Here is a 22,847-nt window from a genome sequence, read left to right on the forward strand (position 1 = left end):
TCGTACGGTTGCCCCATGGAGATCGCGTACTTCTGGGAGCGGGACGACGCCGAGGCGGTGGCCGAGCGGCTCGGCGGCGAGCTGCGGCGCGAGCGGTTCCACGGGGAGGACGACGACGAGGACCACCCGTGGGTGGTCGTGCTGCCGGCGGATGCCGATACCGACCTGGTCGACGAGTACGGCGGATGGCTGGAGCCGGCTGTCGAGCAGCCGGCTCCGGAGCCACCGCCGTTGCCTACGGCACCTCAGCGGCTGAAGAAGCGCTAGCGCGGCCAGAGCTGGTGGACGGTGGCCGCGGAGCCACCACCGCGCCGCTTGGGCTCGGCCGCCGCCAGGTACCCACCACCGGGCAGGAACTCCAGCGCAGCGACAGCACCGATCTCAGCGGCCGAGGTGAGCGCGTCACCCGCGAGCACGAGCGTGTGCCCGTACGGCGTGAGCTGGGCCTTGTACGCGTCGATGAAGGCCGGTTCGGCGGTCACGGCCGCGGTGTTGCGCTGCGACGCACGCGGCGCGGCGACCGCTTCCGGCAGCGTCATCCCCCGGTCGAGCCGGTTGGTCAGCGTCTGCAGGACCGTGGTGATGATGGTCGAACCACCCGGCGAGCCGAGCGCGAGGAACGGCTTGCCGTGCTTCAGCACGATGGTCGGCGACATCGACGAGCGCGGCCGCTTGTCCGGCTGGATCCGGTTCGGGTCGGCCGGGTCCGGGACGGCGCTGAAGTCGGTCAGCTCGTTGTTCAGCAGGAAGCCGCGGCCCGGGACCGTGATGCCGGAGCCACCGGTCTGCTCGATCGTCAGCGTGTAGGACACGACGTTGCCCCACCGGTCCGAAGCGACCAGGTGCGTGGTCGACAGGCCCTCGGTGTCCGGGTGCTCGGCCTTGGCCGCGGCCGGCGCGCACGCGTCGTACGAGCCGTCGGGCGAACCCGGCGGCACCGGCTTGGCCGCTGCCTTCGTCGGGTTGATCTGGCAGGACCGCTCGGCCCCGAAGCCCTTCGACAGCAGCTCCTTGGTCGGTACGTCGACGAACTTCGGATCCCCGACGTACCGACCGCGGTCGGCGAACGACAGCGCGGACGCCTCGAGGTAGTTGTGCAGGGCATCCGGCGTGCTCAGGGTCGACAGCTTCTTCGGCGCCAGGATGTTGAGCGCCTCGCCGACCGTCGTACCGCCGGAGGACGACGGCGCCATGCCGTACACGTCCAGGCCGTCGTAGCTGACCTTCGTCGGGTCCTGCTTGAGCACCTTGTACTTCGCCAGGTCGGCCGTGGTCAGGTGACCGGGCATCACCGGCAGCGTCGTGCCGGGCGTCTTCGGCGGGGTCTTCACGACCTTCGCGATCTCGCCCGCGAGCGGGCCCTGGTAGAACGCGGACGGGCCCTGCTTGCCGATGAGGTCGTACGTCCTGGCCAGCTCCTTGTTCTTGAAGACGGACCCCACGGCCGGGGCGTCGCCGCCCGGCAGGAACAGCTTGGCCGTCGGCACGATCGCCGAGAAGCGGGCCTTGTTGTCGAGCGTCTGGCTGCGGAACGTCTGGTCTACGACGAAGCCGCGGTCGGCCAGCTCGGCGGCCGGCTTGATCGCCTTCTTCAGCGGCAGCGAGCCCCACGACTTCAGCGCGGAGTCCCAGGTCGCGAGCGTGCCCGGGATCCCGACCGAGACGCCGGAGGTGACGAGGTCGGGGAAGAAGGTGTACGGCGTGCCGGTCGCCGGGTTGATGAACGCGTCGGCGGGCATCGCCGCGGGTGCGGTCTCGCGGCCGTCGATCGTGTAGACCTTGCGGTTCTTCGCGCTGTAGTAGACGAAGTAGCCGCCTCCGCCGATACCGGCCGAGTAGGGCTCGGTGACGCCGAGCGCGGCGGCCGTCGCGACCGCGGCGTCGACGGCGTTGCCGCCGCGGCGCAGGACGCCGATGCCGACGTTCGTCGCCTCGGGGTCGACCGAGGCGACGGCGCCGCCGTACCCGATCGCGGTGGCGTTCTTGGCCGGTGGCTGGGGTGCGTGGCTCTCGGCGGTCGCCTGGGCGGGCACGCCGCCGGCGGTCAGGCCGGTCAGGACGAGCGCACCCGCGGTCAGGGATGCGGCCAGCTTCTTCGGTGTCACCGGGGTCCTCCGCAGGAGTCGACGTACTGGGACAGGCCCCTGCCTACCGGAACGGAGGGGTCTACGCCAGTTCTCGCGCGTCAGGACACGCTGCAGGAGGCCAGGAAGCGGCGGACCAGGTCGTCGTTCCAGTCCTGGTGCTCGATCGGCAGCTTGGCCACCAGCCAGGTCTCGCCGAGCTGGACCTGGCCGACCTCGCGGCCGCCGGTGCTGCCGACGTGGAAGACCTTGCCGCCGGTCTCGACCGCGCGGATCCCGCTCAGCGACTGCGGCTCAGCGGCGGTGAACAGCTCCAGCTGCGCCGCCGTGTCGGCGGTCCGCGCGCTGGGCGGGGTCAGGACGACGCGCTTGGCCGCGTTCTGCGGCGCCGCCGTCCAGCCCAGCGGGGTCAGCGTGCAGCCGATCCCGTTCCAGGGCTTGGCGTTGGTGACCAGCTGGACGACGGTCGCCGAGTACGTCGAGAAGGTCTCTTCCTTCGTGCCCGACGGGGTGGCCGATCCGGCGGTCGCCGATTCCGGCTGCGGCTGGGACCGCGTGGTCGCGGCGTCGGTGGCGACCTCCGCCTCGCCACCTCCACCCCACCACTCCCCCTGGTCACCGACCACCAGTACGGCGGTGGTCGCCGCCGCCACGCACAGGACACCGGTGACCCGGCGGCGCGCCTTGATCCGGCGCAACGCCCGGCGCCCGCGGGTCACGTCCGCGTCCACGTCCGCCGGTGGCAGGCCGTCGACCGCTCGGTCGGCGAACTGCTCCAGCAGCCTCTTCACGTCGTCCACGTCAACTACTCCCGGTCGCAGGGCCCGAGGCCTGGTCGTCGGCCATCAGGTCCTTCAGTCTTTTCAGTGCTTTCGCGGTCTGGCTCTTCACGGTGCCTTCGGTGCACTCCAGGATCCGCGCGCAGGTGGCCACGTCGAGATCCTGGAAGTAGCGCAGCACGAGGACCGCACGTTGCCGCGGTGCCAGGTCCAGCAGGGCGCTCCGGACCGCCAGCAGGTCGGCATGGTCGGTGACGTCGGGCTCCCGCGGCTCGAGCGGGTCCGCGGTCATCACCTCGGGGTGACGGCCGGCCCGGCGTCGCTCGTCCAGGAAGGCGTTCACCAGGATCCGGTGCGCGTACGGCCCGGCACCTTCGTGCCGGATCCGGTGCCAGTGCACGTAGACCCGGGTGCAGGCGGTCTGGACCAGGTCCTCGGCAGTGTGCACGTCCCCCGCGGTGAGCAGCATCGCCGTTCTCAGCAGTCGGGTGCGGTCCGCGAGCACGTACTCGCGGAACTCGGCCTCACGGTCACCCCCTCGCATCGACAGCCCCCAGGCCCTCTTCCACCCCGTCTACGTCGGGGGCGGGCGTTTGGTTGCCTCTTAGTACCTGAATCGCCTGCCCGATCAGGTCGGGTGCGTCGTAGGGCAACCAAGTGATCCGCGGGTCCTTGCGGAACCAGGAATCCTGCCGCCGCGCGAACCGCCGGGTCTGCTGCGCGGTCTGCTCGCGGGCCTCGGTCTCGGAGATCTCGCCGCGCAGCAGCGCGACGACCTGGGGGTAGCCGAGCGCGCGGTTCGCCGTACGGCCGTCGAGCAGTCCGTGGTCGAGCAGTCCGCGCACCTCGTCGACGAAGCCCTGCTCGAACATCCGGTCCACCCGGCGGCCGATCCGCTCGTCGAGCACCGGCCGTGGGACGTCGAGCCCGAGCTGCACGGCGCCGGGGTAGATCGAGGTGTGCCCGGGCAGCGTCGCGGCGTACGGCGCTCCGGTGAGCTCGATGACCTCCAGAGCGCGAACGATCCGGCGACCGTTGCTCGGCAGGATCTGCTCGGCGGCCGGCGGATCGATCTCGGCCAAACGCTTGTGCAGAACGCCGGAGCCGTGCTCGGCCAGGTCCTGCTCGAGCCGCTCGCGGATCGCCGGGTCGGTGCCCGGGAACTCGAACTCGTCGAGGATCGCGCGGACGTACAGCGCCGATCCGCCGGCCAGCACCGGCACCACCTGACGACGCAGACAGTCGTCGATCGCGGCCCGCGCGAGCTGCTGGAACTCGGCGACGGTCGCGGTCTGGGTGACGTCGAGGATGTCGAGCAGGTGGTGCGGTACGCCGGCCCGCTCGGCCGCGGTGATCTTCGCCGTACCGATGTCCATCCCGCGGTAGACCTGGTAGGCGTCGGCGCTGACCACCTCGCCGCCCAGGTGCTTGCACAGAGCAACGGACAGGTCGGACTTGCCGGCCGCGGTGGGACCGACGACGGCGACGACGAGTGGTGCGGCCATCGGTCCAGTGTGACAGTGCGGACGCCCGGCGTGACGCAAGGCGTGAACTCTGGGACAAGAGTGACGAGGTGGGGCTTGTGGAGAACCCGTGGTGAGGGTAGGAACTCAGGTGTAGTCGGACCACGACCCGGGAGGGAACCCGTAGTGACGAACCAGTTCGAGGAAGAGACCGCGGCAGCCAAGGACGCGATCGACAAGGGCGCCCAGCTGAGCGGTGGCGACGTGGAGCTGACGCGGAGCGGCGGAGACGTCGAACGCAGCGGTGGAGACGTCGAGCGGGGCCCGAAGGGCGAGTCCGGTGGCGACATCGAAAGTGGAGGGGACGTCGAGAGCGGTGGCGACGTCGAAAGCGGCGGGGGAAACTGAACAACCTCCCACATCTGGGGCCGTACAGGTGGGAAGATCCCGCTAGCTGTCTGTAAGCAGTTCACTACGCAAGAAACGGGAACCCCACGATGGGCATCTTCGACAAGTTCAAGGGCAAGGCCGAGGACCTGAAGGACAAGGCGACCGACCTGGTCGACCAGCACGGCGACAAGGTCGGCGATGGCCTGGACAAGGCCGGCGACTTCGCCGACCAGAAGACCGGCGGCAAGTACGGCGACAAGATCGACCAGGGCGTCGACGTCGCCAAGGACCGTCTCGACGGTCTGGACGGCCAGGACGACGACATCGAGAACAAGCCGAACCCGGCCTGATTCTCACGGGTACGACGAAGGGCCGCGGGGTCTCCCCGCGGCCCTTCGGTCCGTCCGGGTCCGGATGCCGAGGGCAAACACCTGTCGGCGGGGCGGTCTAGGGTTCCGGGCGTGGAGAGATTTCAGGTGGTGCCTGCCGCGTACGTCGTCCTCCGGCGAGGCAACGAGGTGCTGATGTTGCTGCGGGCCAACACCGGCTACATGGACGGCTACTGGGCCGTCCCGGCCGGGCACGTCGAGCAGGGTGAGTCCGTCCTGGCGGCGGCGCGGCGCGAGGTGCTCGAGGAGGTCGGGGTCGAGATCGACCCGGCCGACCTGGTCCCGCTGACCGCGATGCACCGGACCGGCGGCAACGGCGAGTGGATCGACGAGCGGGTCGACTTCTTCTTCACCGCCACGCGCTGGACCGGTGAGCCGCGGTCGATGGAGCCGGGCAAGGCCGATGGGCTTGCGTGGTACCCGCTCGATCAGTTGCCCGATCCGGTCGTGCCGCACGAGGCGCGGGTGCTGGAGGGGGTCCGCACGGGCAATCTCCTTCCGGTGATCGCCCAGGGCTTCACCGACTGACCCCTGCCGTTCACCGAACCACCTCTACAGTTCCTGCGTTGTCAGCGAACCTGTGGAGGCACCGATGGACCAGTACGACGGCACGACCAGACGACGGCTTCTGCAGGCGGGCGCGCTCGGCGCGGGCGCGGCGGTGATTCCCGGAGTGGCTTCGGCTGCTCCTTCGTCGGCTCAGACCGGGCGGCCCACCCCCGATGCTGAGGAGCCGCGGTTCACGCTGGCCGTCGTACCTGACACGCAGTACCTGTTCGACCTCGACCGGGGTGACGGCGCCCCGCTGACCGCGAGCTTCAAGTACCTGATCGAGAACCGCGGCGCCGAGAACCTCGCGTTCACCGCGCACCTCGGCGACGTGGTCGAGAACGCGCAGGCCTCGGAGTTCGCGCAGGCCGACCCGGTGTTCGGCGTACTCGACCGTGCGCGGCTGCCGTACAGCGTGCTGGCCGGCAACCACGACATCGACGCCTCGAAGGACGACCAGCGCGGCGATTCGCCGTACCTGCACGTCTTCGGGCCGCAGCGGTTCCGCCGGATGAGCACGTACGGCGGCTCGACGCCCGACGGCTACAACTCGTACCACGTGTTCCGCGCGGCCGGTCGGCAGTGGCTGCTGCTCGCGATGGACTGGCGGCCGTCCGACGCCGGGTTCGCGTGGGCGCGTCAGGTGATCGCGGCGCACCCACGGCTGCCCGTCATCCTGACCACCCACGACCTCGTGTACGCCGACGCGGGCGACCCGGTCGCTCACCTGTCCGATCACGGCAACCGCGTCTGGGACCAGCTGGTCAACGGCAACGACCAGATCTTCCTGACCCTGAACGGCCACTACTGGCCGTCCGGCCGGGTGGTGAAGCAGAACGCGGCCGGCCACGACGTGCACCTGCACATCACCAACTACCAGGACCGGTACTACGGCGGCAGCGGCATGATCCGGCTGTACCACTTCGACCTGGCCCGCAACGTGATCGACGTCGAGACGATCTCGCCGTGGATCCTCGGCCAGGACACCGCTCGGCGCAGCCTGCTGGCCGAGGGCGAGATCGAGCTGACCGACGACACCAACCGGTTCAGCGTGCCGATCGACTTCGCGGAACGGTTCGCCGGGTTCGCGCCGGTGGCGGTGCGGCCTGCTCGGCCGGCGTCCAAGCTGGTGATTCCGGGGACGGTCGCGTACTGGCGGTTCGACGGGCCGGTTGCTTCTCGGGTGGTTGATCACTCGGGGCGTGGGAATCACCTGACTACGGCGTACTTGCCGGGTAGTTCGTCGGACAGCTTGCAGGCTTCGGCGGAGTTCCACCCGGAGCAGCCCGGGCACGCGAGTTGGGTGTTTGCCGGGGGCAAGAAACCGGCGCGGGGCGGGTATCTGCAGACGGCCGCGGATTCGCCGTTGAACCGGCTGACCTTCCGGGGTGGGTACACGATCGAGGCGTTCGTGAAGCTGCTCGACGACGGGGCCGATCACTCGTGGATGGGACTGCTGAGTCGGATGGGGACGGGGACCGATGCCGGGAAGACGGGCAGTGATCCGTCGGAGCCGGTGGTCAACCTGGCGTTCTCCGGAGGGCGGCAGGCGCAGTGGGCGGTCTACCCGCTCGACCGCAACGACACGTTCACCAACTGGGGGCACGAGCAGCGCGCCGGTGAGTGGTTCCATCTCGCGGTCGTCAACGACGGGCGGTTCACCACCCTGTACGTCGATTCGTCGCCGCTGCTGCGGAATCCGTCCACCCGCTCGAACGGGCTGGCCACGGCGAACCTGCCGTGGTTGCTGGGGGCGAACCACTACGACAACGTCGTCGAGCAGGCGTTCGCTGGGCACATCGGTGAGCTGCGGATCGTCGACCGGGCGCTGCCGGTGAAGAGCTTCCTGAACGCCTAGAGGATGCTGCGGATGAGCTGGTCCTGCTTCGGCAGCAGGGCCAGTTCTTCCTTGGTGAGCGTGACGTTGCTGCCTCGCCTGGCCAACGCCGCCGGGAGATGCGGTCTCGGGTCGATCGAATTGGCCAGGTAGCTGTTGAGGGCCTTGCGCAACAATTCCGACAGCTCGGCGAACGCGGGGTCGAGGGCGACCTGGGCGAAGATGATCGCGGTCATCGCGATGTCGAACTCCGCCGGGCCTTCCTCGGCGTTGCGCCAGTCGATCACCACGGGTCCGTCGGCAGTCAGCATCACGTTCTCGGGGTGCAGATCACCGTGCATGACCACGGAATCCTCGGCGCCGCTCGGTGCGGGAATCGCATGCAACCGCCAATGCAGGTCGGCATGCATCTCCCCCAGCTCAACCGGTCCGATGTCCCCCGCGATCGCCGCCTCGGCCAGCGTTGGTCCAGTGAGCCGCTGAATCACCATGTCCGGCCCATCCACCCGCCCCACCACAGGCACCGGATACCCGTGCTTGCCGACCCACTTCATGTACTCAGCTTCATCCCGCACCGGATGCCCGTTGCGGTAGCGACGCAGAACCCACTCGTCGTCGATGGGGTAGACATCGGCGTCCCGCCCGGAGGCGAACGGTTCGGCCTCCGGGTCCAGCATCAGTTGACCTGGCAGCCGCCGACTACCGGCTCCAGCGGGGCGGGCTTGCCGATGGTCGGTAGGCCGAGCATCACGCCGGGAGTCGACGAGGCGGGAGCGTCCTGGAGCTTCTCCCAGGCGTCGCCTGCGCGCGTACGGCGTACTGAACCGAAGACGTCGGCGACCAGGTGGTGCGGAGCTCCGTAGGTGACCTCGACCGTTGCCATGTCGCCCGGTCGGGGTGTCTCGACGCCCTCGGGAAGCGCGAAGTGGACGAGTCGGTTGTCGCGAGCACGACCGGACAAGCGGTGGGTCGCGGCGTCCTTGCGGCCCTCGCCCTCGGCCACCAGGACCTCCAGCGAACGCCCGACGAGCGCCTTGTTCTCCGACCACGCCATCTCGTCCTGCAGCGCGACCAGCCGCTCGTACCGCTCCTGGACGACCGCGCGCGGGACCTGGTCCTCCATCGACTCCGCCGGAGTGCCGGGGCGCTTGGAGTACTGGAAGGTGAACGCACCCGCGAACCGTGCCTGCCGGACGACGTCCAGCGTGCCCTGGAAGTCCTCCTCGGTCTCGCCGGGGAAGCCCACGATGATGTCGGTGGTGATCGCCGCGTCCGGCATCGCCGCGCGCACGTCCTCGATGATCTTCAGGTACCGGTCGCGCCGGTACGAGCGCCGCATCGTCTTCAGGATCTGGTCCGACCCGGACTGCAGCGGCATGTGCAGCGAGTGCATCACGTTCGGCGTCTCGGCCATCGCCTCGATCACGTCCGCGGTGAAGTCGCGCGGGTGCGGCGAGGTGAAGCGGACCCGCTCCAGCCCGTCGATCGCGCCGCAGGCGCGCAGCAGCTTCGAGAACGCGTACCGGTCGCCGAACTCCACGCCGTACGAGTTCACGTTCTGGCCGAGCAGCGTCACCTCGAGCACGCCCTCGGCGACCAGCGCCTCGACCTCGGCCAGCACGTCGCCCGGGCGGCGGTCCTTCTCGCGCCCGCGCAGCGCCGGCACGATGCAGAACGTGCAGGTGTTGTTGCAGCCCACGCTGACCGAGACCCAGGCCGAGTACGGCGACTCGCGCCGCGTCGGCAGCGTCGACGGGAAGACGTCGAGCGACTCGAGGATCTCGACCTGCGACTCCTCGGCGATCCGGGCCCGCTCCAGCAGCACCGGCAGCGAGCCGATGTTGTGGGTGCCGAAGACGACGTCCACCCAGGGCGCCTTCTTGGTGATGGTCGCCTTGTCCTTCTGCGCCAGGCAGCCGCCGACGGCGATCTGCATGCCGGGCTTCTTGGCCTTCACCGGCGCCAGGTGGCCGAGGTTGCCGTACAGCTTGTTGTCGGCGTTCTCGCGGACCGCGCAGGTGTTGAAGACGACCACGTCGGCCTGGTCGCCCTCGGGTGCACGGACGTAGCCCGCGTCCTCCAAGAGGCCGCGCAGGCGCTCGGAGTCGTGGACATTCATTTGACACCCGTAGGTGCGGACCTCGTAAGTACGCATAACAGCCACCAAGAGTACGTCCGAGGGTGGACTTTTCCCTACCTGGGTCGGGCCCTTCGCACCCCTGACCGGGCGAGCGCGTCCGGCCACAGTTGAAGCCATGAACAGTTCTCGCCGTCAGTTCCTTGCCCGTTCCGCCGTCGCAGGCGCCGCTGTCGTCGCCGGTGGCACCTTCGCCTCCTCCCCCGTCGCCGCGCTGGCCGCGGTCGGGACCACCCGGATCACCGCGCTCACGGGCGTCACCGTGATCGACGTCGCCACCGGCCACCGCGCCAAGCACCAGACCGTGCTGATCAGCGGCGACCGGATCATCGGGGTCGGCCGCAACCTCCCGGTCCCGCGCGGCGCCACCGAGCTCGACCTGACCGGGAAGTTCGTCATCCCCGGCCTGGCCGACATGCACGTCCACAGCCTCGGCGACGAGCACGTCTCGCCGCCGCTCTACCTGGCCAACGGCCTGACCACGGTCCGCGAGATGGCCGCGCCCGACCCGGTCGTCTACGACTGGCGCGACCGGATCGACGCCGGCACGCTGCTCGGCCCGCGGATGGTCGTGGCCAGCCAGATCATCGACGGCGACCCGACGTTGTGGGACCCGAACCTGCTGCACGTCCTGGTGGTGAACGACGAGGCCTCCGCGCGCGCCGCCGTACGGCAGGTGAAGGCCGAGGGTGCCGACTTCGTGAAGGTGTACTCGCGGCTCGGCCCCACGGCGTACCGGGCGATCCTCGACGAGGCGCGACGCAACGGACTCACCGTGCACGGGCACGGTCCCGACCAGGTCTCGGTCCAGCAGGTCAGCAACGCCGGCCAGCGCAGCATCGAGCACATCCACGCGCTCGCGCTCTCGGTGTCCAGCCGGGAGGCCGAGGTACGACGGATGCAGCGCGCGATCACGATCAGGACCGGTGACTACAACGGCTGGTTCCGTCAGGTGCACCCGATCGAGTGGATCGCCGCGAACTCGTTCAGCCGCTCCCGCGCCGCCGACGTGTTCGGCCTGCTGCGCCGCAACCGGACCCGGGTCACGCCGACGCTGACCATGCACAACGTGCTCGACCGGCCCGACTTCACCAGCCTCGACCCGGCCACCAGCAAGTACCTCAGCGCGGACTCGATCGGCACCTACGAGTACGTCCTGGCCAACCTCTACAGCGCGAACCGCCCGCCCGAGGAGATCGCCCGGCAGCAGCAGATGTGGGAGTACCGCCAGCGGTTCGTCCGCGAGTTGTTCGCCCACGACGTCCCGATCCTGGCCGGTACCGACACCGGTACGCCGTGGATGGTGCCCGGCTTCGCGCTGCACCAGGAGCTCGAACTGATGGTCGGTGCCGGAGCCACTCCGCGCCAGGCCCTGTACGCCGCGACCGTCGAGCCGGCCCGGTTCCTCGGGATGAGCGACGACCTGGGTTCTGTTGCCCCACGCAAGATCGCCGACCTGGTCGTCCTGGACGCCGATCCGCTGACCGACATCCGCAACACCCGGCGGATCCACACCGTCGTCACCCGCGGCCGGGTGATCTCGCCGCAGGCCCGGCGGCGAATGCTCGCCAATGTCGAGGCCGCCGTACAGGCTCCGCCGGTCGGACCCGCCCTGGCGGCGGGTGGGTGCTGCGGAGGGCACTGACATCGACGGACAGCAGCGCGGATTGTGATCGACCGATCACAATCCGCGTCGGCCGTCGCAGATCGTTACCTCCGCGGAATCGGAGGGCCGTGCGAGGCAACCCTTGCCTCGGCTAGGTTCACGCCATGAACGATTCCGTCACCTCGGCGAACGCCGCTCCGGTGAAGACCGGACTGGTCGCGCTCACCGGCGTCAACAAACACTTCGGTGACCTGCACGTCCTGAAGGACATCAACCTGTCCATCGGCAAGGGCGAGGTCGTCGTCGTGATCGGACCGTCGGGGTCCGGCAAGTCGACGCTGTGCCGCGCGATCAACCGCCTGGAGCCGATCGACACCGGCAGCATCACCCTCGACGGCCAGCCGCTGCCCAGCGAGGGCAAGGCCCTGGCCCGGCTGCGCGCCGACGTCGGCATGGTGTTCCAGTCGTTCAACCTGTTCGCCCACAAGACGATCCTGCAGAACGTCACGCTCGGACCGACCAAGGTCCGCGGCCTGTCGAAGGCCGAGGCCGACAAGAGCGCCCGCGCCCTGCTCGAGCGGGTCGGCGTCTCCGCGCAGGCCGACAAGTACCCGGCCCAGCTGTCCGGCGGCCAGCAGCAGCGGGTGGCGATCGCCCGCGCGCTGGCGATGGACCCGAAGGTGATGCTGTTCGACGAGCCCACCTCGGCGCTGGACCCGGAGATGATCAACGAGGTTCTCGACGTGATGGTCGGGCTCGCCAAGCAGAACATGACGATGGTCGTGGTCACCCACGAGATGGGCTTCGCCCGGAAGGCGGCCGATCGGGTCGTCTTCATGGCCGACGGTCAGATCGTCGAGGAGGCCGAGCCGGAGCGGTTCTTCACCGATCCGCAGTCCAAGCGGGCCCAGGACTTCCTGTCCAAGATCCTCACCCACTGACCGCCGCCCGCAGTTCCCGAGCAGTACCGAATCACTGGAGGAGAACCACCATGCGACAGCGGATCATCGCTGCCCTCGGCATCACGGTCCTGGCCGCGACCAGCCTCACCGCCTGCGGTGACGACTCGAACGCCGGTGGCTCCGGGTCGAGCGGTGACAAGATCACCATCGGCATCAAGTTCGACCAGCCCGGCATCGGCCTCAAGGAGGGCTCGAACTACACCGGCATCGACGTCGACGTGGCCAAGTACGTGGCCAAGGAGATGGGCTTCGCCGACGACAAGGTCGAGTTCAAGGAAGCGCCGTCGGCCCAGCGCGAGACGCTGCTGGCCAACGGCCAGGTGAAGATGATCTTCGCCTCGTACTCGATCACCGACGCCCGCAAGGAGAAGGTCTCCTTCGCCGGTCCGTACCTGGTCGCCGGTCAGGACCTGCTGGTCAAGGCCGACAACACCGACATCACCGGTCCGGACTCGCTGAACGGCAAGAAGCTGTGCTCGGTGACCGGCTCGACGTCGGCCCAGAAGGTCGCCGAGAAGTTCGCCAAGACGGTCCAGCTGCAGAAGTACGACACGTACTCCAAGTGCGTGGAGGCGCTGGCCGGTCCCGCGATCGACGCCGTCACCACCGACAACACCATCCTGGCCGGCTTCGCCGCGCAGGCCGCCAACCAGGGCAAGTTCAAGGTGGTCGGCAAGACCTTCTCGACCGAGCGCTACGGCGTCGGCCTGAAGAAGGGCGACACCGAGACCTGCACCAAGGTCAACGACGCCCTGAAGAAGATGGTCGACTCCGGCGAGTGGCAGAAGGCGATCGACAAGAACGTCGGTCCGTCCGGCCTGAAGCTCGACGCGGCGACGAACCCGCCGAAGACCTTCGACACCTGCGCCTGACCTGACACCCCGGTGGGGAGGGACCTGCGAGGGTTCCTCCCCACCGGCGGGTCCGGGCCCTGATCTTTCGCTGGAGCACCATGGATGCGATCTCCGAGTTCTTCAACACCTACGACGGTCTGCAGGCGTTCAAGCAGACGATCTACCTGACGTTGCTGTCGGCCGTGTTCGCCCTCGCCATCGGTACGGTCGTCGCGGTGATGCGGGTCTCCCCGGTCCGCGTGCTGCAGCTGATCGGTACGGCGTACGTCAACATCGTCCGTAACACGCCGCTGACCTTGGTGATCGTGTTCTGCAACCTCGGCCTGTTCCTGCAGCTGGGCCTCTCGCTGGCCGACCAGAACTCGCCGACCTCGATCGACGACAACAACTTCCGGCTCGCCGTGCTCGGCCTGTCGGTCTACCACGCGGCCTTCGTGGCCGAGGCGATCCGCAGCGGCGTGAACACGGTGCCGCTCGGGCAGGCCGAGGCGGCCCGGGCGATCGGCCTGCCGTTCCTCAAGACCCTGCGCCACGTCGTCCTGCCGCAGGCCTTCCGCGGCGCCATCGCGCCGCTGGGCAACGTGCTGATCGCCCTGACCAAGAACACGACCGTCGCGTCCGTGATCGGCGTGACCGAGGCTTCCGCGGTGATGAAGGTGATGATGGAGAACCGGCCGGACGTGATCTTCGTGGTGTTCGGCATCTTCGCCGTCGGCTTCGTGATCCTGACCCTGCCGGTCGGCGTGCTGTTCACCTCGATGTCCAAGCGCCTGGCGGTGAAGCGATGAGCGCCGGAGTCCTGTTCGACGCCCCCGGCCCGCGGGCCAAGCGGACCTACCGGCTGGTCGGTGTGGTCAGTGTCGTCGCGATGCTGCTGGTCCTGTGGTTCGTGATCGACAAGCTCGCGGACAAGGACCAGCTCACCGCCGCGAAGTGGAAGCCGTTCCTGACCGCCGAGATCTGGACCGAGTACCTGATCCCCGGCCTGATCGGCACACTCACCGCGGCGGCGATCTCGGTGGTGCTGGCGCTGACGCTGGGCGGTCTGCTCGGAGTCGGCCGGCTGTCCGCCGCGGCCTGGATCCGCTGGCCCTGCAGCGTGGTCGTGGAGTTCTTCCGCGCCGTACCGGTGCTGCTGATGATGCTGTTCGCCTACGCGCTGTTCGCCTTCTACGAGACCTTCCCACCGGACCGGCTCGCGCTGGCCGCGGTCGTCACCGGCCTGACCCTCTACAACGGCTCGGTCGTGGCCGAACTGGTCCGCTCCGGCGTGCACTCGCTGCCCAAGGGCCAGAACGAGGCCGCGCTCGCGGTCGGTCTCACCACCGGCAAGACGATGCGCCTGGTGCTGCTGCCGCAGGCGGTCACCGCGATGTTCCCCGCGATCGTCGGCCAGCTGGTCGTCGTCTTGAAGGACACCGCGCTCGGCTACATCATCACCTACGAGGAACTGCTCCGGAAAGCCGAGCAGATCGGCAACTACAAGAGCAACCTGATCCCGGCGTTCATCGTGGTCGCCGCGATCTTCATCCTGATCAACTACCTGCTCGGCGCCCTGGCCACCCGGATCGAGCAGCGCACGCGCCGCCGCGGGCGCTCCGCCGGCGGCCCGATCGCGCCGGACCAGATCGACCAGGCCGCGGTCACCACTGCCGCCGCCGCGGCGATGCCGCCGGGTCCTGGGCACGTCTGACCAGATCGTCTGCGGCAGGGGCTCCGGGATCTCCCGGGGCCCCTGCTTTTTGCCGTCGGCAACAAACCGGCGCCGATGACTCTCCGCATCGCTACACTCGCTCTCAGTGACCACCTTCCTGAAGCGAAAGGCACGGAGATGAGACTCTCTCGACTCGTCGCGGTCGCGGCGATCGGCGTACTGATGCTTCCGGCAACGACCACGGCCGCGCAGGCGGCCCCGGCCAAGGACAACTGCACGGTGCCGGTGGTCGCGAAGGAGTTCGACCACGATCAGACCGGCGGGTGGTGGAAGGTCACCATCACGATGTCCTGCGACTGGAAGTACACCAAGGCCTACGACGTCTCGGTCTACAACCGGACCACGAAGAAGACCTACTTCGCGCACTTCGGGACGACGACCGCGAACTCGTACTCGAAGATCGTGACGATCCCGTCCACCCCGCCGAACCCCCGGGAGACGGCCTGCGTCGACGCGCAGGCGTCGATCTACGGGCCGCGCGAGGACCCGCTCGCGTCCCAGCGCACCTACGACTGCTTCCCGATCACGTCCCCGAGCTGAGGAGCCCGATGAAGCGAACACTGATGGCGCTGGCGGGAAGCACGGCGCTGCTGGCCGGCTTCGTTCCGGCCGCGGCCGCGAGCCCGGCGATGGACTTCTGCTGGGACATGGACGCCAACTTCACTCCCGCGGGCGGCGGCCAGCGCGGGAAGGTCAACGTACTGGCGCACTGCGAGGCCAACGCGGACAGCTGGCGGATCGACGTCTACGTCAACGGCGAGTGGTGGGCGGTCGGCAGCGGCGGCAAGATCCCCGGCGTCCGCGAGCACTGGCTGGGCGTCGACGTACCGTCGATGCCCAAGCCCAACGACAAGCGCGGCAACTACGTCTGGGCCAAGGTCACCTACAAGGCCGGCGACACCTGGGAGAACAGCTACCGCGAAGAACTCGGCTGGTTCCCCTGCAAGAGCTGCACCAAGTAGGTCTCTCCCTTCGGGACGGGCGCTCACCGCCGCGACACGGGCGCCCGCCCCCGGGAGGGGGCGGAGGCGGGCGGGCCAGTTGGGTCATGCGGGTCAGTAGATGTTCGAGGGGCGGACCATGCCTTCGGCGAGGTCGCCGAAACCGGGGGCCATGATGGCGCCGGGGTTGCCGAGCACCTCCTCGACGATGGCGGTCTCGGTGGTGATCAGCAGCGCGGCGATCGACGCCGCGCTCTCCAGCGCCGAGCGGGTGATCTTGACCGGGTCCATCACGCCGAAGTCGAACATGTCGCCGAACTCGCCGGTGAGCGCGTTGAAGCCCTGACCGAGCGGCAGTTCCGAGACGGTCTTCACGACCTCGTCGCCGTCGTACCCGGCGTTGATGGCGATCCAGCGCAGCGGTTCGGCCAGCGACTGGCGAACGATCTCGCGCCCGGCCAGCGCGTCGCCGGTGAGCTCGAGCTTGTCGAGCGAGTCACGGGCCTGCGTCAGCGCCGAACCACCTCCGGCGATCACGCCTTCCTCGAGCGCCGCCCGCGTGGCCGACAGCGAGTCCTCGACCCGGTGCTGCTTCTCCTTCAGCTCGACCCCCGTGGCCGCGCCGACGTGGATCACGGCGACCCGGCCGGCGAGCCGCGCGATCCGCAGCTTCAGGTTGTCCTGGTCGTGCTCGTTCTCGGTCCGGTCGAGCTCCTTCTCCAGCTGGTGCAGCCGCGCCTCGACCAGATCGGCCGCACCCGCGCCGCCGACCATCGTCGTACCGTTCTCGGTGATCGTGATCCGGTGGCAGCTGCCGAGGTCCGCCGTCGTCACCGAGTGCAGGTTCACGCCGGAGTCCTCGCTGACCACCCGACCGCCCAGGACAGCGGCCAGGTCCTCCAGTTCGGCGACCCTCCGGTGCCCGAACCCAGGAGCCCGGACGACGACCGACCGGAACGTGTCGTGCACGTTGTTGCTGACCAGCATCTGCAGCGCCGGGCCCTCGACGTTCTCGGCCAGGATCACCAGGGGCCGGCCCGAGCGTGTCACCGCCTCCAGCGTCGGCATCAGGTCCTGCAGCTGGCTGATCTTCTGGTTGGTCAGCAGGATGAACGGGTCCTCGAAGACCGTCTCCATCCGCTCCTTGTCGGTCACCATGTACGGCGAGATGAAGCCGTGGTCGAACTCGATGCCATCGACAACGTTCAGGCTCAGCCCGTACGCCGGTGACTCCTCGACGGTGACCACGCCGGTCTTGCCGACCCGGCTCATCGCCTGCGAGATGACGGCCCCGATCTCCGGGTCGTCGTTGGCCGACAGCGTCGCGACGTACAGCAGGTCGGTGTCGCCGCCGATCTCCGAGGTCCGCTCCAGCAGCGTCCGGACGACGACCGCGACGGCCTCCTCGATCCCGCGCCGCAGCTGCATCGGGTTGGCGCCCTCGTCGACGGCGCGCAGCCCTTCGCGCACCAGCGCCTGGGCGAGCACGGTCGCGGTCGTCGTCCCGTCGCCGGCGACGCCGTTGGTCTTCATCGCGACTTCCTTGACCAGCTGCGCGCCCATGTTGGCGAACGGGTCGCGCAGCTGGATCTCACGGGCGATCGTCACGCCGTCGTTGGTGATGGTCGGCGGTCCGGTGAGCTTCTCCAGGACGGCGTTGCGCCCCTTCGGGCCGAGCGTCACCTTGACCGCGTCGGCGAGCGCGTTCACGCCCTGCTCGAGCAGCTGCCGCGCGTCGGCGGAGAAGCGGAGGTCCTTGGCCATGGTGGATCCTTTCGGTCAGGCGACCTGGACCGGCGCGGAGCCGATCGGCTTGTCGGTGTCGTCGGCAACGATCCGCAGCTCGGCGGGCACGTCGAGGTCGTAGAGCTTGGCCGCGTTCAGCCCGAGGATCTTGCGCTTCACGTCCGGCGTGAGAACGCCGTACTCGGACTGCATGTCCTCGGGGATCTGGAAGTCGACGAACTGCTCGACCAGCCACTTGGGCTGCCAGATCGCGTAGTCGCTGGCGAAGGTGATCCGGTCCTCGCCGATCCAGTACAGGAGCTCGCCGATGATCTGGGCGAAGTACCGGGGCCGGCTGTGCATGAACGGCATCGCGACCGCCAGACCGCCGTACACGTTGGGCTCCTGCGTGGCGATCCAGCAGAAGTCCTCCAGCCGCGGCAGGCCGACGTGCTCGACGATGAAGTTCAGCTCGGGGAACATCGAGGCCGCGTAGTCGATGTCCTGCACGTCGAAGGCGTCCCGGTTCAACGGGTAGATCGTGGGGCCCTTGTGGACGTGGATGTTGGTGATGCCGAGCTCGACGCACTTGCGCAGGTACGGCTCGGCCGACGGGTCGGACAGCTTCCAGCCCTTGGAGTCGCCCTTCCACTCCGCGGTGTAGAGCTTGACGCCCTGCAGGTTCCAGCGGGCGTGCAGCTCCTCCAGCTTGTCCAGGCCCTCGGCGCCGTCGCGCGGGTCCCAGGCGCCGTTGGTGATGAACTTGCCCGGGTTGTTCTCCATCACGGCGCCGTCGCGCTCGGTGGTGTTGAACCCGTCGACGTAGAAGTCGGTCAGGTACGTCGGCTGGAAGATCGCCTTGTCGACGTACCCGATCTCGAACAGGTCGTGCAGCAGGTCGGCCTCGGAGTAGGCGCCGAACTTCTCCGGCGTCCAGACGTACTCCTCCGGCGACAGGTTGCGGTGGTAGTCGTAGAAGCAGGCGGTGAAGCCTTCGCCGTACCGGTTGCGGTTGTTCTCCGGCCGGCCGTTCCAGAAGTGCACGTGGCTGTCGACCACGTAGTACTTCTCGCCGTTGTGCTCGTACATGGTTTGCCTCCCTGGCAGGCAGCAGCTGGGCCCCGGCGGACCGGGGCCCAGGGGAATCAGCTGGAGACCTCGACGAGGTCGAAGTCGATGTACTCGGCGGCTTCCTCCGGGCTGGAGAAGAGCATCGTCTTGTCGTCGAAGTGGACCATCCGCCCGTAGTGGGTGGACATGATCTCCTCGAAGTCGGACTGGTCGAAGTCGGCGCCGAGCGCCTCGGAGATCTCGGCGAAGTCGAAGGTGAGCTTGCCGACGCCGTCGACCCGGATCATCGACGGGTACTCGGTGATCTCGACGTTGTCCTTGGCCCCCATGATCTGGGCGACCACGTGGCCGTTCTGGTTGTTCATCAAGGTCACGCCGCACATGTTGGAGAAAGTGCGGTCGACCGCGCCGAACTCCTTGGGTTCGCTCACTGGTCCAGCTCCTTCGGTACGTCGAGGTCGAGGTCGGACAGGACGCTGCGGAACGTCGCCTTGGCCGCGTCGAGGGAGTCGGCGAAGGTGACGACCTTCTCGTTCGGCTGCGACCAGATCGGCTGCAGCTCGTGGGCCGCGCGCAGGCACTGCGGCACCCAGACCGACAGCCACTCGCCGAGCACGGCCTTGTTCTCGGCACCGTGCTTCTCGTCACGGGTGAGCAGCGAGAACAGCGCCCGGCTGTACCCGAGGTCGCGGCTGTAGTCGTTCTCGCCGGCCCCGACGATGGTCGGGGTGATGTAGTCGCCGTTGCGGGCCGAGATCTGCATCAGCAGGTCGGACCGGAACAGCACGCCGACCAGGGACTCGAACACCACGTTGGTGGCGAACAGCGCCTCGCCCCAGTCGCCGATCGCGGTCAGCCGCTCGACGGTCTCCCGGACGCCCTGCCAGACCGGGTCGTTCTGCCAGACGTCGCGGTGCACCTGGCCGTCGAAGTCGATGTCGGACTCGGCCAGGTCGAGGTTGAACAGCGCCAGGTCCTGGGCGAACCGCAGCTTGTGGGCGGCGTTGACGCAGATCGCGTTGTTGATCATGTTCGTCGGCGCCGACCGCTGGGCGGCGGTGAACACGTGCATGCCCAGGCCGTTCTCGGCGTGCATCCACGCGCCGAGGTTGCGCTCGATGAACCGGGTCCAGGCCGGGTTCCAGTGGCTGTAGGCCTTGGCCCGCTTGGCGTTCTCCAGGCTCAGCCCGATCTGCCGGACGACCGCCGCGTTGTTGCGGTAGATCGTCTTCTCCCACTCCTCGTTCGGGTCCCGGAACTGGTGCCAGTCCGCCGACTTGAGCCGGGTCCAGTCCTGCGGGTAGCCGCCCGGGGAGTTCGCGAAGCCGTAGATCCAGCCCTGCGACAGGTGCCGCTCGGGGTCAGGCTGGACGTCGAACGTCACGTCCTCGTACGTCGTCGCCCGCGCCTTGGCCGGCTTGTAGTAGTTGTAGCTGCGACTCGTGGAGCTCGGGAACGTGAGCGCGCCGGCCTCGGAGTCGGTGAACTCCGGGTGCGGGAAGCTCCGTTCTTTCGTGTCTGCCATCTCGATCTCCTACTCCGCCACCGAAGTGGTGAACTTGTCGTAGTGGATGTGCTCCCGCGGTACGCCGGCCATCTCGAGCAGGTCCATCGCCGCGTCGACCATCGGCGGGGGCCCGCACAGGTAGGCGTCGTAACCGGCCAGCCCTGGCTCCAGCCGCTGCACCACCTCCGTGACGAAGCCGGTGTGCTCCCAGTCGTCCGGCCAGCTCTCGGACAGGCAGCCGACGAACGCGAAGTCGCCGAGCTGCGCGCCGAGCTCCTCGATCTGGTCGAGGTAGAACAGGTCGTTCTCGGTCCGGGCGCCGTAGTAGAAGCGAATCGGCCGGTCGATCCCGTCCCGCACCGCGTGCCGCAGCAGCGACAGGATCGGGGCCATCCCCGCTCCCCCGCCGATGCAGACGATCGGGCGGTCCGACGACTTCTTCAGCGTGAACGTGCCGTACGGGCCGTCCAGCTCCAGGGTGTCGCCGGCTTTCAGCTCACCGTCGAGCAGGCCGGAGAAGTGCCCGCCGGGGTACTTCTTGATCAGGAACTCCAGCGGCTGGTCCGGCAGGTTGGCCATCGAGAAGGACCGGTGGCCGTCGTGGCCGGGGATCGCGATGTCGGCGTACTGGCCGGGTTTGAAGGTGAAGGCCGTCGGTTCGACCAGGTCCAGCCGGAGCGAGACGATGTCGTGCGTGATCGGCTCGATCGCGGCGATCGTGGTCCGTAGGTGCTGCAGCGGTACGGCGTTGCGCAGTTCCTCCTCGTCGTAGTTGATCAGTTCGACGGTCAGGTCGGAGTACGCGTGCGACTTGCAGAGCAGGATGTAGCCCTCGTCGCTCTCGTACTCGGCCAGCGCGAACGTCGAGTACCGGTCCATCTGCACGTCACCGTCCAGCAGGAACGACTTGCAGGCGGCGCACTGGCCCTCCTTGCAGCCGTGCATCAGCGCGATGCCCTGCCGGAACGCGGCGTCCAGGACGGTCTCGTTCTCGTCGACCTCCATCTCGAGGTCGACGGGCTCGAACCGTACGACGTGCTTGTCACCCATCGACGACTCCTGTTCGGGCTCGGGCGACCGGTGGCGGCGAGTGGTGCCAGGGTTCGCCGCCACCGATCTGCCTGGGGGTTGGTCAGACCTTCGCGGGACGGCCTGCGGGCCCGCCGGCCGTGTACGCCGCGATGTGCGCCTCGCGATCGGCGTCGGACATCTCGTTCAGCGTGATGTTCGGGCTGGCGAAGTTGATCCCGCGGACGTCGTCCAGGGTCCAGAGCTTCTTCGGGTCGTCGAGGTCCAGGTGCGGCTGCGGGATCAGCGTCTTGCCGTCGTCGCGCACGTAGCCGAGATCCTTGATGATGTCGGCCAGGTCCCGGTTGTGGTGCAGCGTCTCCCACTCGCGGTGACCGGTCAGCCGGCCCATGTTCGGCGTCGGGCGGCCCTCGTACTCAGGACGGAACGCCTTGATGTCGGTCCACGCGCAGGTCTCGGAGCAGTAGGTGCGCCACTGGCCGTCGACCTTCTCGGTGACCATGTCCTCGCGGATCAGCGCCGGGACCATGCAGGTCCAGCACCGGTGCGGGTACTCGTAGTCGACGTTCTCGAACGCGATCGGCTTGTTCTTGCCCGGGTAGCGCAGGCGGTTGTAGTTCTCCCACCACTTGCCGTACTTGTTGTACCAACCCGGGTACTTGAACTCGAACCACTCGAAGTCCTCGTCGGTCATCGGGTCGATCCGCCAGTAGTTCACCGGCCAGCCGGTGGCGAAGAACTGCGCCACCTCGTGCACGTAGCCCTTGTTGTAGATCCGGTTCCAGGCCTCCTCGACCAGGTCGTGCGGGATCTTCAGGCCGTACTTCTCCAGCGGGATCAGGTAGCTGCGGTAGTAGTCGTCGTAGATCCAGCGGCGCCACATCTCGGCGTACGAGTCCCGATCCTTGCGGCGGTCCTTCGTCCCGTACTCGATGAAGGTGCCGATCGCGGCGTCGACGACGCAGTGGTTGTTCCACCAGGCGTAGCGCAGGTCGCGCTCGAGCAGCTGGCGGTTGTCCTCGTCGGCCAGCGCCATCAGCAGGATCGAGTACCCGTTGCTGATGTGCCGGGACTCGTCGGACTGGACCGAGTGGAACACCGTCGGCAGCAGGTAGTCGCCGTTGGCCGCGGCCTCGTCCGGCATCGCGACGAACAGCGTGTTGGTGAACGCGGTCTCGGCCACCACCGTGAGGTAGATGTTGGCCGCGGTGATCGCGTCACCGGTGATGAACCCCTCGCCGAACTGCCGGCCGATGGTGCCCGCGTAGTTGTTCGCGAACGCCTTCTCGGTGATGTCGAACCCGGCCGGGTCGATGTAGTGGTTCATGTACAGCTTCTTCAGGTTCATCTGGATCGTCGAGTGCCGGACCTCGTCGATCATCTGCACCGCGAGCCCGTTGTGGATCTCCGGGTTCGGGACGGCGTCGATGGCCATCGGCATCGCCCGGGCCGCGGAGATCTCCGGGAACGGGATGATGGACAGGAACAGCTTCTGCCACTCCATCCAGCGCTGCTGCACCTGGCGGAACATGTTGCCGCGGATCGCGCCGTCCATGGCGCCGAAGACGCGGTTGTCCTTCTCCTCCTCCATCGGGAAGTAGGACCGCATGATCTGCTTGAGCGGGTCCTTCTTCGGAGCTTTGTCGAAGCTGTAGTCGGTCCCGAAGCGTGTCGCGGGAGTGGCGAAGGTCGGCTCCCAGGACAGTTCGGTGATCTTGGCATGGGCCTTGCTCAGACTCTGCCTGCTCACGGTCTGCCTCCTCGGTCAGGGTCAGGTACGACGCCGAGGGCGCCGTGGTGCCTATCGGAC

General features: G+C 68.3%; 24 protein-coding genes. 12 read left to right on the forward strand and 12 right to left on the reverse strand.

All coding sequences use genetic code 11. The features are described from left to right. Nucleotides 1-15 precede the first annotated feature (15 nt). Entirely contained in the window at nt 16-267 is a 252-nt protein-coding gene (locus tag ACYVIO_RS39940; RefSeq protein WP_460656223.1) for a hypothetical protein, read from the forward strand. Here ACYVIO_RS39940 and ggt read toward each other — a convergent pair. The 4 genes from ggt to miaA form a co-directional block, all read right to left on the reverse strand. Further along, nucleotides 264-2,105, reverse strand: a complete 1,842-nt coding sequence (gene ggt, locus ACYVIO_RS39945) for a gamma-glutamyltransferase (RefSeq protein ID WP_460656224.1) — start codon at nt 2,103-2,105, stop codon at nt 264-266. The genes ACYVIO_RS39940 and ggt overlap by 4 nt on opposite strands. An 80-nt stretch (nt 2,106-2,185) precedes the next feature. Beyond that, nucleotides 2,186-2,884 (reverse strand): hypothetical protein, encoded by a 699-nt coding sequence (locus ACYVIO_RS39950; RefSeq protein WP_460656225.1) that lies wholly within the window; start codon nt 2,882-2,884, stop codon nt 2,186-2,188. A gap of 1 nt (nt 2,885) precedes the next feature. Continuing rightward, on the reverse strand, nt 2,886-3,407 hold the full coding sequence (locus ACYVIO_RS39955; RefSeq protein WP_460656226.1) for a SigE family RNA polymerase sigma factor: 522 nt from the start codon (nt 3,405-3,407) through the stop codon (nt 2,886-2,888). Then, nucleotides 3,394-4,368: a tRNA (adenosine(37)-N6)-dimethylallyltransferase MiaA gene (gene miaA / locus ACYVIO_RS39960; RefSeq protein WP_460656227.1), complete on the reverse strand. Its 975-nt coding sequence runs from the start codon at nt 4,366-4,368 to the stop codon at nt 3,394-3,396. The genes ACYVIO_RS39955 and miaA overlap by 14 nt, the downstream gene beginning before the upstream one ends. Before the next feature lie 144 nt (nt 4,369-4,512). Here miaA and ACYVIO_RS39965 point away from each other — a divergent pair, with 144 nt between their 5' ends. The 4 genes from ACYVIO_RS39965 (at nt 4,513) to ACYVIO_RS39980 (ending at nt 7,512) form a co-directional block, all read left to right on the forward strand. After that, nucleotides 4,513-4,734 (forward strand): hypothetical protein, encoded by a 222-nt coding sequence (locus ACYVIO_RS39965; RefSeq protein WP_460656228.1) that lies wholly within the window; start codon nt 4,513-4,515, stop codon nt 4,732-4,734. Nucleotides 4,735-4,823: 89 nt separating this feature from the next. Beyond that, entirely contained in the window at nt 4,824-5,066 is a 243-nt protein-coding gene (locus tag ACYVIO_RS39970; RefSeq protein WP_460656229.1) for an antitoxin, read from the forward strand. Between the two features lie 111 nt (nt 5,067-5,177). Beyond that, nucleotides 5,178-5,633, forward strand: a complete 456-nt coding sequence (locus tag ACYVIO_RS39975; RefSeq protein ID WP_460656230.1) for an NUDIX hydrolase — start codon at nt 5,178-5,180, stop codon at nt 5,631-5,633. A gap of 64 nt (nt 5,634-5,697) precedes the next feature. Beyond that, nucleotides 5,698-7,512 (forward strand): LamG-like jellyroll fold domain-containing protein, encoded by a 1,815-nt coding sequence (locus tag ACYVIO_RS39980; RefSeq protein WP_460656231.1) that lies wholly within the window; start codon nt 5,698-5,700, stop codon nt 7,510-7,512. On the opposite strand, the gene ACYVIO_RS39985 is transcribed toward ACYVIO_RS39980, so the two are convergent. Then, a complete protein-coding gene (locus tag ACYVIO_RS39985) occupies nt 7,509-8,168 on the reverse strand; it encodes a phosphotransferase (RefSeq protein WP_460656232.1) in 660 nt (219 codons plus the stop codon). The two genes, ACYVIO_RS39980 and ACYVIO_RS39985, sit on opposite strands and share 4 nt — an antisense overlap. After that, a complete protein-coding gene (gene miaB / locus ACYVIO_RS39990) occupies nt 8,168-9,646 on the reverse strand; it encodes a tRNA (N6-isopentenyl adenosine(37)-C2)-methylthiotransferase MiaB (RefSeq protein ID WP_460656233.1) in 1,479 nt (492 codons plus the stop codon). The genes ACYVIO_RS39985 and miaB overlap by 1 nt, the downstream gene beginning before the upstream one ends. 100 nt (nt 9,647-9,746) lie before the next feature. Here miaB and ACYVIO_RS39995 point away from each other — a divergent pair, with 100 nt between their 5' ends. The 7 genes from ACYVIO_RS39995 (at nt 9,747) to ACYVIO_RS40025 (ending at nt 15,726) form a co-directional block, all read left to right on the forward strand. Further along, nucleotides 9,747-11,273 (forward strand): amidohydrolase family protein, encoded by a 1,527-nt coding sequence (locus ACYVIO_RS39995; protein ID WP_460656234.1) that lies wholly within the window; start codon nt 9,747-9,749, stop codon nt 11,271-11,273. A 173-nt stretch (nt 11,274-11,446) separates the two neighbouring features. Then, nucleotides 11,447-12,175 (forward strand): amino acid ABC transporter ATP-binding protein, encoded by a 729-nt coding sequence (locus ACYVIO_RS40000; protein ID WP_460656461.1) that lies wholly within the window; start codon nt 11,447-11,449, stop codon nt 12,173-12,175. 50 nt (nt 12,176-12,225) lie between these two features. Next, nucleotides 12,226-13,068 carry a glutamate ABC transporter substrate-binding protein gene (locus tag ACYVIO_RS40005; protein WP_460656235.1) on the forward strand — a complete coding sequence of 281 codons (843 nt, stop codon included), beginning with the start codon at nt 12,226-12,228 and terminating at the stop codon, nt 13,066-13,068. 80 nt (nt 13,069-13,148) lie between these two features. Next, a complete protein-coding gene (locus tag ACYVIO_RS40010) occupies nt 13,149-13,838 on the forward strand; it encodes an amino acid ABC transporter permease (protein WP_460656236.1) in 690 nt (229 codons plus the stop codon). After that, the gene (locus ACYVIO_RS40015) at nt 13,835-14,743 is read left to right on the forward strand and encodes an amino acid ABC transporter permease (protein ID WP_460656237.1); all 909 of its coding nucleotides are present in this window, start codon (nt 13,835-13,837) and stop codon (nt 14,741-14,743) included. Before ACYVIO_RS40010 ends, ACYVIO_RS40015 begins: the two co-directional genes overlap by 4 nt. 138 nt (nt 14,744-14,881) lie before the next feature. After that, the gene (locus tag ACYVIO_RS40020; RefSeq protein WP_460656238.1) at nt 14,882-15,304 is read left to right on the forward strand and encodes a hypothetical protein; all 423 of its coding nucleotides are present in this window, start codon (nt 14,882-14,884) and stop codon (nt 15,302-15,304) included. Nucleotides 15,305-15,312: 8 nt separating this feature from the next. Next, nucleotides 15,313-15,726: a hypothetical protein gene (locus tag ACYVIO_RS40025; protein WP_460656239.1), complete on the forward strand. Its 414-nt coding sequence runs from the start codon at nt 15,313-15,315 to the stop codon at nt 15,724-15,726. Between the two features lie 93 nt (nt 15,727-15,819). On the opposite strand, the gene groL is transcribed toward ACYVIO_RS40025, so the two are convergent. The 6 genes from groL to ACYVIO_RS40055 form a co-directional block, all read right to left on the reverse strand. Further along, nucleotides 15,820-17,469 (reverse strand): chaperonin GroEL, encoded by a 1,650-nt coding sequence (gene groL / locus ACYVIO_RS40030; protein ID WP_460656240.1) that lies wholly within the window; start codon nt 17,467-17,469, stop codon nt 15,820-15,822. A gap of 15 nt (nt 17,470-17,484) precedes the next feature. Next, nucleotides 17,485-18,519 carry an amidohydrolase family protein gene (locus ACYVIO_RS40035; RefSeq protein WP_460656241.1) on the reverse strand — a complete coding sequence of 345 codons (1,035 nt, stop codon included), beginning with the start codon at nt 18,517-18,519 and terminating at the stop codon, nt 17,485-17,487. 56 nt (nt 18,520-18,575) lie between these two features. Beyond that, complete coding sequence (gene mimD, locus ACYVIO_RS40040) at nt 18,576-18,932, reverse strand: propane 2-monooxygenase effector subunit MimD (protein WP_460656242.1); 357 nt, start codon at nt 18,930-18,932, stop codon at nt 18,576-18,578. After that, a complete protein-coding gene (locus ACYVIO_RS40045; RefSeq protein WP_460656243.1) occupies nt 18,929-20,026 on the reverse strand; it encodes an aromatic/alkene monooxygenase hydroxylase subunit beta in 1,098 nt (365 codons plus the stop codon). Before ACYVIO_RS40045 ends, mimD begins: the two co-directional genes overlap by 4 nt. Before the next feature lie 9 nt (nt 20,027-20,035). Then, entirely contained in the window at nt 20,036-21,058 is a 1,023-nt protein-coding gene (locus tag ACYVIO_RS40050; protein WP_460656244.1) for an FAD-binding oxidoreductase, read from the reverse strand. 82 nt (nt 21,059-21,140) lie between these two features. Beyond that, the gene (locus ACYVIO_RS40055) at nt 21,141-22,787 is read right to left on the reverse strand and encodes an aromatic/alkene/methane monooxygenase hydroxylase/oxygenase subunit alpha (RefSeq protein WP_460656245.1); all 1,647 of its coding nucleotides are present in this window, start codon (nt 22,785-22,787) and stop codon (nt 21,141-21,143) included. Nucleotides 22,788-22,847: the final 60 nt, after the last annotated feature.

This window comes from Kribbella endophytica, assembly GCF_054781295.1.

Excerpts from the sequence above, each read along its gene's own strand:
- ACYVIO_RS40010 (WP_460656236.1), top strand. The coding sequence starts at position 13,149 with ATGGATGCGATCTCCGAGTTCTTCAACACCTACGACGGTCTGCAGGCG.
- ACYVIO_RS39995 (WP_460656234.1), top strand. The coding sequence starts at position 9,747 with ATGAACAGTTCTCGCCGTCAGTTCCTTGCCCGTTCCGCCGTCGCAGGC.
- ACYVIO_RS39985 (WP_460656232.1), bottom strand. The coding sequence starts at position 8,168 with ATGCTGGACCCGGAGGCCGAACCGTTCGCCTCCGGGCGGGACGCCGAT.
- ACYVIO_RS40050 (WP_460656244.1), bottom strand. The coding sequence starts at position 21,058 with ATGGGTGACAAGCACGTCGTACGGTTCGAGCCCGTCGACCTCGAGATG.
- ACYVIO_RS39940 (WP_460656223.1), top strand. The coding sequence starts at position 16 with ATGGAGATCGCGTACTTCTGGGAGCGGGACGACGCCGAGGCGGTGGCC.
- ACYVIO_RS40035 (WP_460656241.1), bottom strand. The coding sequence starts at position 18,519 with ATGTACGAGCACAACGGCGAGAAGTACTACGTGGTCGACAGCCACGTG.
- ACYVIO_RS39955 (WP_460656226.1), bottom strand. The coding sequence starts at position 3,407 with ATGCGAGGGGGTGACCGTGAGGCCGAGTTCCGCGAGTACGTGCTCGCG.
- ACYVIO_RS40015 (WP_460656237.1), top strand. The coding sequence starts at position 13,835 with ATGAGCGCCGGAGTCCTGTTCGACGCCCCCGGCCCGCGGGCCAAGCGG.
- miaA (WP_460656227.1), bottom strand. The coding sequence starts at position 4,368 with ATGGCCGCACCACTCGTCGTCGCCGTCGTCGGTCCCACCGCGGCCGGC.
- ACYVIO_RS39970 (WP_460656229.1), top strand. The coding sequence starts at position 4,824 with ATGGGCATCTTCGACAAGTTCAAGGGCAAGGCCGAGGACCTGAAGGAC.
- ACYVIO_RS40045 (WP_460656243.1), bottom strand. The coding sequence starts at position 20,026 with ATGGCAGACACGAAAGAACGGAGCTTCCCGCACCCGGAGTTCACCGAC.
- ACYVIO_RS40005 (WP_460656235.1), top strand. The coding sequence starts at position 12,226 with ATGCGACAGCGGATCATCGCTGCCCTCGGCATCACGGTCCTGGCCGCG.
- miaB (WP_460656233.1), bottom strand. The coding sequence starts at position 9,646 with ATGCGTACTTACGAGGTCCGCACCTACGGGTGTCAAATGAATGTCCAC.
- groL (WP_460656240.1), bottom strand. The coding sequence starts at position 17,469 with ATGGCCAAGGACCTCCGCTTCTCCGCCGACGCGCGGCAGCTGCTCGAG.
- ACYVIO_RS40020 (WP_460656238.1), top strand. The coding sequence starts at position 14,882 with ATGAGACTCTCTCGACTCGTCGCGGTCGCGGCGATCGGCGTACTGATG.
- ACYVIO_RS39980 (WP_460656231.1), top strand. The coding sequence starts at position 5,698 with ATGGACCAGTACGACGGCACGACCAGACGACGGCTTCTGCAGGCGGGC.
- ACYVIO_RS40025 (WP_460656239.1), top strand. The coding sequence starts at position 15,313 with ATGAAGCGAACACTGATGGCGCTGGCGGGAAGCACGGCGCTGCTGGCC.